Origin of the sequence: Chamaesiphon polymorphus CCALA 037 (assembly GCF_003003845.1) — a bacterium.
GTDB classification, from domain to species: domain Bacteria; phylum Cyanobacteriota; class Cyanobacteriia; order Cyanobacteriales; family Chamaesiphonaceae; genus Chamaesiphon; species Chamaesiphon polymorphus.
Map to the genome: position 1 here is coordinate 1 of NZ_PVWO01000192.1, position 10043 is coordinate 10043.

10 protein-coding genes are annotated in these 10043 nt (G+C 43.4%); 6 read left to right on the forward strand and 4 right to left on the reverse strand.

Going from position 1 to position 10043, the window contains the following annotated elements; translation table 11 throughout:
* Nucleotides 1-121: 121 nt before the first annotated feature.
* Nucleotides 122-988 (forward strand): HIT family protein, encoded by an 867-nt coding sequence (locus C7B77_RS15295; protein WP_106306397.1) that lies wholly within the window; start codon nucleotides 122-124, stop codon nucleotides 986-988.
* 41 nt (nucleotides 989-1029) lie between these two features.
* Here the strand turns inward: C7B77_RS15295 and C7B77_RS15300 are convergent, their stop codons facing one another.
* From C7B77_RS15300 to C7B77_RS15315, 4 genes are all read right to left on the reverse strand, one after another.
* The gene (locus tag C7B77_RS15300; RefSeq protein WP_106306399.1) at nucleotides 1030-1965 is read right to left on the reverse strand and encodes a class I SAM-dependent methyltransferase; all 936 of its coding nucleotides are present in this window, start codon (nucleotides 1963-1965) and stop codon (nucleotides 1030-1032) included.
* Nucleotides 1966-2169: 204 nt separating this feature from the next.
* A complete protein-coding gene (locus tag C7B77_RS15305) occupies nucleotides 2170-3333 on the reverse strand; it encodes an LL-diaminopimelate aminotransferase (protein WP_106306402.1) in 1164 nt (387 codons plus the stop codon).
* A 260-nt stretch (nucleotides 3334-3593) separates the two neighbouring features.
* The gene (locus tag C7B77_RS15310; RefSeq protein WP_106306423.1) at nucleotides 3594-3917 is read right to left on the reverse strand and encodes a thioredoxin family protein; all 324 of its coding nucleotides are present in this window, start codon (nucleotides 3915-3917) and stop codon (nucleotides 3594-3596) included.
* Nucleotides 3918-3997: 80 nt separating this feature from the next.
* Complete coding sequence (locus C7B77_RS15315) at nucleotides 3998-4684, reverse strand: HAD-IA family hydrolase (protein WP_106306405.1); 687 nt, start codon at nucleotides 4682-4684, stop codon at nucleotides 3998-4000.
* 202 nt (nucleotides 4685-4886) lie between these two features.
* Here C7B77_RS15315 and C7B77_RS15320 point away from each other — a divergent pair, with 202 nt between their 5' ends.
* The 5 genes from C7B77_RS15320 (at nucleotide 4887) to urtB (ending at nucleotide 9955) form a co-directional block, all read left to right on the forward strand.
* The gene (locus tag C7B77_RS15320) at nucleotides 4887-5414 is read left to right on the forward strand and encodes a type IV pilin-like G/H family protein (protein ID WP_106306408.1); all 528 of its coding nucleotides are present in this window, start codon (nucleotides 4887-4889) and stop codon (nucleotides 5412-5414) included.
* Nucleotides 5415-5578: 164 nt separating this feature from the next.
* Nucleotides 5579-6274: a magnesium protoporphyrin IX methyltransferase gene (gene bchM / locus C7B77_RS15325; protein WP_106306411.1), complete on the forward strand. Its 696-nt coding sequence runs from the start codon at nucleotides 5579-5581 to the stop codon at nucleotides 6272-6274.
* A 173-nt stretch (nucleotides 6275-6447) separates the two neighbouring features.
* Complete coding sequence (locus C7B77_RS15330) at nucleotides 6448-7020, forward strand: thylakoid membrane photosystem I accumulation factor (protein ID WP_106306414.1); 573 nt, start codon at nucleotides 6448-6450, stop codon at nucleotides 7018-7020.
* 374 nt (nucleotides 7021-7394) lie between these two features.
* Nucleotides 7395-8762 (forward strand): ABC transporter substrate-binding protein, encoded by a 1368-nt coding sequence (locus C7B77_RS15335; RefSeq protein ID WP_106306417.1) that lies wholly within the window; start codon nucleotides 7395-7397, stop codon nucleotides 8760-8762.
* Nucleotides 8763-8992: 230 nt separating this feature from the next.
* Complete coding sequence (gene urtB, locus C7B77_RS15340) at nucleotides 8993-9955, forward strand: urea ABC transporter permease subunit UrtB (protein ID WP_106306420.1); 963 nt, start codon at nucleotides 8993-8995, stop codon at nucleotides 9953-9955.
* Nucleotides 9956-10043: the final 88 nt, after the last annotated feature.

Sequence of the window (10043 nt, forward strand, 5' to 3'; positions counted from 1 at the left end):
CTAATATACTTTCATAAGTACAGCTCGATCGATCGCGATCGACCTATAACTAAAGTAAAAGAGCGGATTGTAGTAGCATTATTAACATTCAAAATATCTGCTATCCCATAACCCCGATTGCATGAAGAAACAAGTAAATAAATTCAGCCATCTGACAGCGATCGATCGGGTTAAACTGTCATCGCCGATGCAATTTTTACTCGATCGAGACTTATTGATGGGTCGAATTCTCGATTTTGGCTGTGGACTGGGTTATGATGTCAAAGTATTAGATAAAAAGGGTTTGAATATTACGGGCTACGATCCTTATTATCTGCCAAAATATCCAGAATCTAAATTTGACACGATCGTCTGTTGCTATGTGCTCAATGTTTTGATGCCAGAAGAACAAGCCGATGTCCTAATGAGTATCGCACATTTACTCAAACCTGGCGGTAAAGCTTATTATGCAGTCAGGCGAGATTTAAAAAAAGAAGGCTTCCGCGAGCACTACGTCCACAAAAAGCCAACATATCAGTGTACCGTCAAGCTGCCATTTAAGTCGATTCAGCTCAATGAGTATTGTGAGATCTATGAATACGTCCATTACAACCATCAATGGAATTCAGCAAATAACTGTATCTTCTGCAATCCCTATCGCAAGATAAGTTTGCTGACAGAATCAGCAACAGCCTATGCCATGTTCGATGGCTATCCGCTGAGTAAAGGGCATGTCTTAATCGTACCCAAGCGACATGTTAGCAATTATTTCGATCTACCACCAAAAGAGCAATCAGCTTGCTGGTTGATGGCAAATAAAGTCCAAGAAATATTAACCAAAGAATTTCAACCCGATGGATTTAATGTTGGCATGAATATCAACAAAGCAGCAGGACAAGCTATGAATCACGCTACGATTCACGTTATCCCGCGTTATCAAGGTGATGCTAATGGTGGTAAAAGCGGAATGCGATCGGTAATTCCCAAGCAGGGTAGGATCGATCGATAACATTAACATTAGTAAAATCGCCGTTAGACTAAATAGATCGTTTATTGCGCGCCTTTATAGTGCGTGAGTATCTCTCTAGGTGCGATTGTAGAATCGACCTTAATACCCATAAAATATACGCAACTAGCTGAATCGACATTGTATGATTCGGGAATTAATCGATCGAAATACTGTAACCAAAAGAAGCCCAGTTTGATAACTTTACCAAGCTGTTTAGATCTAAACAGCCCACGAAAGAAATTATCAATTGCCCATAATAACTGGGTGCCAGCCCCGGCGACAACTCCCGATTTTATCATTTCAAATTTTTTGAACAAGTAGCGATGTCCGCTTTCTGTATATCTAGTGAAATCGTAAGCACCCTCATGAACGTGTTGTAGAAAAGGTGTTTCTGCATATACGATGCCACCATCTTTTAAAACGCGATACATTTCTGAAACTACTAGATTTGGTTCGAGAACGTGTTCTAATACTGCTTGAATAATAACGGCATCAAAACTACAATCTGGCAAGGGAATATTATGTCCGTCAGCGACGAATTGAACGTGTGGCGAGGCATAAACATCGAAAGAAACGATCGATATGCGCGGATCGTTATAAAAGTCATTCATCACCTCACCAACTGTCCCGCCACCGACGATTAGTACCCGTGGGTTGTGATGCTCCCTACAAAGTAAGTCTACAAGTTGTTTGATATTTTCGCGTGATGCTGGTTGAATGGGATTTACCAAACTCCGCACAGCACCTAACCAGCCCCGATATGAGTTTCGCTCGATCAATGAAGGTAGCGATGAAAAATTACCTTTATTAAAAACACCTCGATCGAAATCGATCAATATCGGGCAATCACCAACTATTTCGTATTCTATGTGTTCTGTGTTGTGTTCGGTAATTAATTTGTCATTTTTTACATGCAATCTCTTCCCAGTTTTAGGACACCGCAAAAATTCTAATACTTCCGATTTCTCTAAAAGCATAAATATTTAGATATGAAATTTAGTTTAAGAATAAATCGCAAAGTTCTGATGGTTTTAGCTACTACACTTTGCAATAAATCGATCCTATCACAAGAATTATTGAGTGGCGATAGGTGCCTTTGAGTGAGTAGATAAGTTGAGCACAAAGGCTTAGATATAGGCTGAGTGACGAAACTAATCTTCTTAACCAGAACTCAGGTTAAATTACAAAAACTTGGCCATTCGATCGACCGCAAGTTGTAATTTAGCAGGTTCGTGTACCAACGCAAATCTGACATAACCTTCGCCACACTTGCCAAAACCGATACCTGGAGCGGCGGCGACGCCAGTTTGACAGACTAACTCGGTACAAAAGGCAATCGAGTCTTGCGCCCATTGTGGTGGTAACTTTGCCCAGACGTACATCATCGCCGCTGGCGTGGGTACGTGCCAACCGATCTCATCCAAGGCGGTAACAAAGGTATCGCACCGCTGTTTGAAGGTATCAGCCGTCTGGCGAACGCAACTTTGCTCGCCTGTAAGTGCGGCGACTGCGCCGTGCAAAATTCCTAAATACTGATTGAAATCGACTACCGCTTTAACTTGGCGCAAGGCTTGAATTAAGTCCCGATTGCCGATCGCATAACCGATTCTAAAGCCGCCCATATTATAGGACTTAGACATCGTAAAAAACTCGATCGAGACACTTTTCTCTCGATCGGCCTGTAAGATCGATGGTACCTGAAGATCTCCAAATACCATGTCCCCATAAGGGAAATCGTGTACCAATACCAAATTGTGCTGCTGACAGAAAGCAACAGCTTCCTCAAAGAAGGCTAGGGGCGCGATCGCGGTGGTAGGATTGTGCGGATAGCTCAACACCATCATTCGCGCTTTGGCAAGGGTTGGAGCGGGAATATCCCCCAGTACGGGCAAGAATCCATTCTCTGCTAGCAAGGGCATTGGGTAAATTTCGCCGCCAGCCAAATACACGCCGCCAGCATGAGAAGGATAGCCCGGATCCATCAACAAGGCAACATCGCCAGGTTCCAAAATTGCCAGGGGTAAATGTGCCGTTCCCTCTTGAGAACCGATGAGTGGTAATACTTCGGTTTCTGGATCTACCGCAATCCCATATTTATTGGTGTACCAAGTTGCGGCGGCTTCGCGAAATAACCGCGTCCCGTTAAAGAGTAAATAACCGTGAGTACTCGGATCTACCAACGCCGATTGAATTGCCGCGATGACATGCGGTGCTGTCGGCAAGTCAGACGAACCCAACGATAGATCGATTATCTCTCGTCCCAGCTCTCTGGCTCGTCCTTTGGCTCGATCCATATCGGCAAATACATTCGATTTTAATGGTTGGAGCCGTTTGGAGAACTGCATGTTATGTCAGTTGATAGTTGGTAGTTGATAGTTAAGTAGGTAGGTGCAATTATTTATAAAATAGATTATGCCTGAAACTTAGTTGGTGGGCAGTGCCCACCCTACGGGATATCTGCATGTTATATCACGTTGATAGTTGATAGTTAGTAGTTGGTAGCTAATAGATTAATAAAGTAGTAATAGAGTAATAAAGTAGGGTGGGCAGTGCCCACCACAAGGGTTAGCGATTGTTGAATTTTACAGATGTCGATCGGATTTTATTAGAGATTGCTATCGAGAATTGTTGCTAATTTATCTTTGGTAATCGCACCTTCTAACGAGTGAATCAGTTCATCACCTTTAAACAATCGAATGGCGGGAACGCCTTCTACTTTGTAAGTTTTGACAGTTTCGGGGTTAGGATCTACTTCCATTTTGACAACCTTGACTCGATCGCTATAATTGGTAGCAATCCAATCGATCGATGGCGACACTAAGCGACAAGGCCCGCACCATGCCGCCCACAGGTAAACTAAGACAGGGAGATCTGCTTGTAAAACTTCACTCTCAAATTGTGCGTCATCGATCACGGTAACACTACTCACTTTGATAAACTCCACAGATGATAGATAAGAATATTATTACCCTTTAGATTAGAGCATAACGAGGTGAGGGGGCTAGTCGGCTAACTCCGATTCAACCAAATTGCCATCAAACCAGCATTACTCGCACCCAAATAGTCTTCTTCCAAACTGTCGCCGATATGCCAAGCAGCTTGCGGCGCGTAGGGATATTTACCCAGAGCTGCGGCGAAGATTGCGGCTTGCGGTTTGGCTGCACTTACTTCCGTCGAAATCGTCACTGTCGAAAAGTAACGATCTAAGCCTAAGACTTTGAGCACGTTATGCAGCCGTGAGTCAAAGTTGGATACTACCGCCAATTGTACCCCCGATCGCTGCCAGTTTTCTAAAGCGGGAATCGTGTCGGGATAGATCGTCCACGCGCCTGGGGTGGCGAAATATCGATACACTTCCTGAAAAAACAGCTCGAAGTCATCAAACTCTTCCCACGCTCCAACTGCGGTAAAAGTCTGGCGATTGATTTCGCGCCACCACAGATATTCCTGCTGGGGAATATCCGCCGTCGGGACGCCAGGAAAGATACAGGGGTTGGAATTGCTAAAAGCTGTATAGAAGTATTTATTGAGTAATTCCGCCGAGCACTCAACACCATGTTTGCTCGCTACTTCACTATAAATCGTGCCCACGCTATCGCGTACCCCAAATAAGGTACCTACAGCATCCAGACAGATAACTTTTGGCAGTGGTAGGGAGCTAGGAATATGTAGGAGTGTCGAGTAATGATGTTCCATACCTTGAAAAATTAGCGACTTAGGGGCAGCGGATATGTTTTGTCAGCGATCTGTTCGGACACACTCGGTTAATTATATCGACCTTTGACAAAATAATCGATCGATCCTCAATCTCTGTTTCGTCTGTTGGCGATCTTTTCAGCCATGCACCAATTTGGGAACACTGTTTACAGACATATGCAAAGCCAATTCAAGAAATCTTATGAGCGACAAATTAAACACCGATCGAATCAAACAAACACCAAACGAATATTTGCCTTTTGTGTGGGCGATCGTTTTAACTCCTATTTGTTCGATTATTTATGCCAATCCATCGATCGGTAATCAGCCCAGTCAAGTCATCACAAATATATCTACAGCAAATAAATTGCAAACTGTATCCGCTTTAATAAACAATAAATTTGCAACAACCTTTGACGAACTTGCAATGAACAATCTTAGGGGTGGCAATACTGCTAATTCTAAAAAAATTGTCTACAAACTCGATGTTCGTTCTCAAGATTTGGCAATTATTGGTGCAAAACCACTGAATCGAAAGCTGTATGGTTATAATGGTGCCGTTTTAAGATTTAAGACCGATCGAGGTTTGGATGGCACTGTCAGTATCTTATGTCGATCGCAAGATCCAGGCGCAGATGGGACATATTTCGCACATGCTCCCGTTGCTGATGCTGCGGGTAAATTGCGGTGTGCGACTGGTTGGAAAGATATTTTGGCACCAAAGCAGTAAAAACAACCAAAGTTATAGATCTAGTTTTGCCAACGACTGGAAGTCGTGGCGGTTTCAACCGCTGAGTCTATAGTAGTCGCCAACCACTACCGACCTACCCTACACCCCCGATCGCCTGCTATAGTGATCTACCGATAGCAATAAATTTTTATACCTAAATTTCGATGAACGTAGTAGACGACAAAGCCGTAGTTAAAGAATATTTTAACAACACGGGATTTGAGAGATGGCAACGGATTTACGGCGACGGTGAGGTAAATAAAGTACAGCTCGATATCCGTACTGGGCACCAGCAGACTGTAGACACTCTGTTAGAGTGGTTCGCGGCAGATAATAACCTTGAGGGTTTATCTATCTGTGACGCAGGCTGTGGGGTGGGGAGTTTGAGCATTCCCCTAGCGCAGTCAAAAGCGATCGTTTATGCCAGCGATATTTCTGAGAAAATGGTCGGCGAAGCGAAAGAGAATGCAGCTAAGTTGTTTGGCAATAACGATAATCCTACATTTAGCGTCCAAGATCTCGAAAGTCTCAGCGGTAGCTACCATACTGTCGTCTGTCTGGATGTGTTGATTCATTATCCTCAAGATAAGGCTGCGGAAATGATTTCTCATCTAGCTTCGCTCGCTCAATCGCGATTGATTCTTAGTTTTGCACCCAAAACTCCCTGTCTATCTTTACTCAAAAAGATCGGTAGTTTCTTTCCTGGCCCAAGCAAAGCAACTCGCGCGTATCTACATCGCGAAGCAGAGATCGTTCAAATTTTAGAAGCACAAGGTTTTAAAATCGAGCGCAAAGCAATGACCAAAACTCGTTTCTATTTCTCACGGATGTTAGAAGCAGTTAAGTTAATTGAGAATTGAGAATTGCGGATGCGCGCTCGTCGGGTTTCCCGACGGTTTAGCGCACCAAGCAGAGAATTGATAATTGAAGGCGATCGCACACATTTGTTACCCGAAGGTGTGTGACTCGCTCTTTTGGTGCATTTGCACCGCTCCGATCGAGAAAACCTAACAAATATATTTAACTAAATCATATGTTTAAATCTTTATCTAATCGCGTTCGTTCTGGATGGCGATCGCTAGCGATCGCGGCAGTAATTTGTCTTTGTGCTTGGGTAATGGCTTATCCAGCTTTAGCAGGTATTGAGGATGATAAATACGATGGCAATGTGTTTGTCCTTTATGCTGGTAATGGCTCGCTCGTCCCACCTAAAGTCTCTCTAGCAGACTCTTTACAATCACAGAAACCAGCTTTGTTAGTATTTTATGTTGATGATAGTACCGACTGCAAAAAATATGCAAGTACGGTTTCCCAGTTGCAGCAATACTATGGTAAAGTCGCTAGTTTTATTCCGGTTACTGCTGATAGTCTAGCTATAAATGGCAAGTATTCAGCAACCGAACCTGGATATTATTATCAAGGTTCGGTACCGCAAACTGTCGTTATCGATAAACAGGGTAAAGTTCGACTCAATGAAACAGGCGATATTGCCTTTGAAAAAGTAGATGATGTCATGCGAGAAGTTTTCGATTTACTGCCTCGCAAAGACTCTATCGAACTCAAACGCCGCAGCTTTAATGAGTTTAACAGCGAACTAGCAAAGTAACATTAATTCAATTCATAAATTGATTAATTTTCAACAAATAAATCTGTGTTTTTAAATCACTCAAATACTAGAGTCTAACCATTAGTCAGTATCGATCTGTTTGAAAATACTACTTAATTACAATGTCTAGTTCGATTTAAATTCTGGAGTAAATATCGCAGATATTAAGTTATTTAGGCGACCTTTAAGTCTTAAAGGTCGCCTAAAAATTGCTATCTAGTATACCAAATATGATGTTCCATTTGTAGTGACTCAGCCATTGGTCTAAATCTTTACAAAACCTGAGGTTTTGTATTGTTAAATACACAGTTACTTAGATATTAGCCTTAATATTTCATCCAGATAATTGTGTGTGAAGGGTAAATTTAAGTCGTATGGCAAATCAGTTTGGACGACGGAGATTCATTATTTTAGGTGGTGCTGGCGTCGCAGGTACGCTACTACTTAAAGCTTGCAGTAACAATCCATCATCTACTCCCACTGCCAGTCCGGGTGCAGCTCCAGCCGCAGGTGGCAAACCAGGAATCAAGGTCGGCGTCATGTATTCCACGACAGGATCGATCGCGATCGTCGAAAAATCCTTACAAGACGCCACATTCCTAGCGATCGATCAGATCAATGAAGGGACGGGGCCTTGGGCTGGCAAGAAAGGCATCAACGGGCAGATGATAGAAAAAGTAGTTGTCAATCCAGATTCCAACTGGGATTTGTACAACCAAATGTCGAAGCGATTGATCGATGAAGATAAGGTCGCTTGCGTACTGGGCTGCTACACCTCTGCTAGCCGCAAATCAGTACTCCCAGTGTTTGAAGAGAAAGATAGATTGCTCTACTATCCTGTCTACTATGAAGGCAACGAATGTAGCTCTAACGTTTTCTACACTGGGGCTGCGCCCAACCAACAAATCACCGATTCAATTCCTTATTGCATCAAAAACTTTGGTAAAAAAGGCTTCTTTATCGGTTCTGATTACATCTATCCCAAAGAAAGTAATCGGATTGCTAAAGCTGAATTAGTCAATGGTGGCGGTACGGTTGTCGGCGACGAATATGCGGCACTGGGTACGACTGAATTTATCACGATTATTAACAAAATCAAGCAAGCCAAGCCTAATTTTATCCTGAGTAATCTAGTCGGCGATAGTATTCCCGCTTTTTACAAGCAGCTTAAAGATGCGGGAATCACTTCTAAAGACATTCCGATCATGGCATTCCCTACCACAGAGGAAGAAATTCAGGCAATGGGGCCAGAGTTTGCGGAAGGACATTACAGTAGTTTTAATTACTTCCAAACAGTTGATACTCCAGAAAACAAAGCATTTGTAGAACAATTCAAGGCTAAATTTGGTAACGATCGCGTTACTAATGGTGTGATGGAAGCAGCTTATATCCAGACCTTTTTCATGGCACAAGCAATGGAAAAATGCGCCAAAGAAAATAAGGAACTTACTACTTCCAATTTGCGCGAAGCAACCAGAGGCCAAATGTTTAAGGCTCCTCAAGGAACTGTCAAATCCGATCCCGATAACTATCACACCTACCTATATTCCCGGATTGGGAAATGGAAGGCAGATGGACAGGCGGAAATTGTCTTTGCAACTAAGGCTGCGGTGAAACCAATTCCCTGGAGTCAAGCACTCTACAAGGGTCGGATTTGCGTTCATGCAACTCCCGACATGCGCGGCAACCCGATCGTCGAGACGAAGAAGCCAGTGCCAATTGCATTCTTAGATAAACCATAAATTGCAAAGCAATCATCATCTCCGATCGCAGATAAAGATCGGAGATCGTGAATTGATTTCAGCATTTACACAATACACAACCAGCCAGAGCGGGAACATAATAGACCTCCTGCACAAATCCCAAATCGAGCATTTACATCCGATCGAGTTAGATAATAGGAGCCATATTTCTATCCACTATTCACTATCCACTACCAACACCATAATTTCATATTCATGCAGGAGGTCTAATGAACGTTTTGCCCTTTAATGCCATATCTTCGTTAGTTTATCTCGCCGAAGTCAGCCCACCAGCAAAAGCGATCGACCCAGTAGCAATTACCAATCAGTTGTTAAATGGAGTGGGAATTGTTGGCATTCTGCTGTTAACAGGGTTGGGATTGTCGATTACGTTTGGGGTGATGCGGATTATTAACCTCGCACATGGTGAATTCATCATGCTCGGCGCATACACGACTTTCGTATTACAAAGTAATTTTAAAATGGATTTGTTAATGACAATTCCATTTTCGTTTTTATTCACAGCTCTAGTCGGCGCATTAGTAGAAGTCACGATCGTCCGCAGACTTTATGGTAGAGCGATCGAAACTTTGTTAGCTACTTGGGGACTGAGTATCGTCCTCCAAGGTGTCGTCAAGCTGATCTTCACCGCCCAACTCAAGTACGTCAAGTCACCACCATACATTCGCGGCAACTGGACGCCATTTACCATTGGTGGGCAAGCGATCGAGATCTCTTACTACCGCTTATTTATCATCTTCATGGCACTACTGCTGTTAGCAATTACAGCGTATTTGCTCTACGGTACCACGTTGGGTAGAGAAGTCCGCGCTGTCACTCAAAACCGCGAAATGGCTAAGTGTCTGGGCGTCAATACCAGCCTGGTGGATATGCTCACATTTGCTTATGGCTGCGGACTGGCTGGAGTGGCGGGGACAGTAATTGCTTCGCTCAAAAGTGTCGCGCCACCGATGGGACAAGATTATTTAGTAGATGCCTTGATGACGGTGGTGACGGGAGGAGTAGATAAGTTAATTGGCGTGTTGGCAGGTGCAGTGTTAATCGGCGAATCCAATGCCGCGATCGCGTATTTATTAAACGATCCTACCGCTAGAGTAATTGTCTTAGCTGCGGTGATCGTCCTAATTCGCTACCGTCCCGAAGGTCTATTTACAGTCCAGAAGCGCGGTTAGATGAGTTGAGATCGATCGCGCTGGCGATCCTCAAGATTGAAGTTGCTGTATAGTCTTTTACCCCACCCCAGCCCTCCCCTTATAAAGG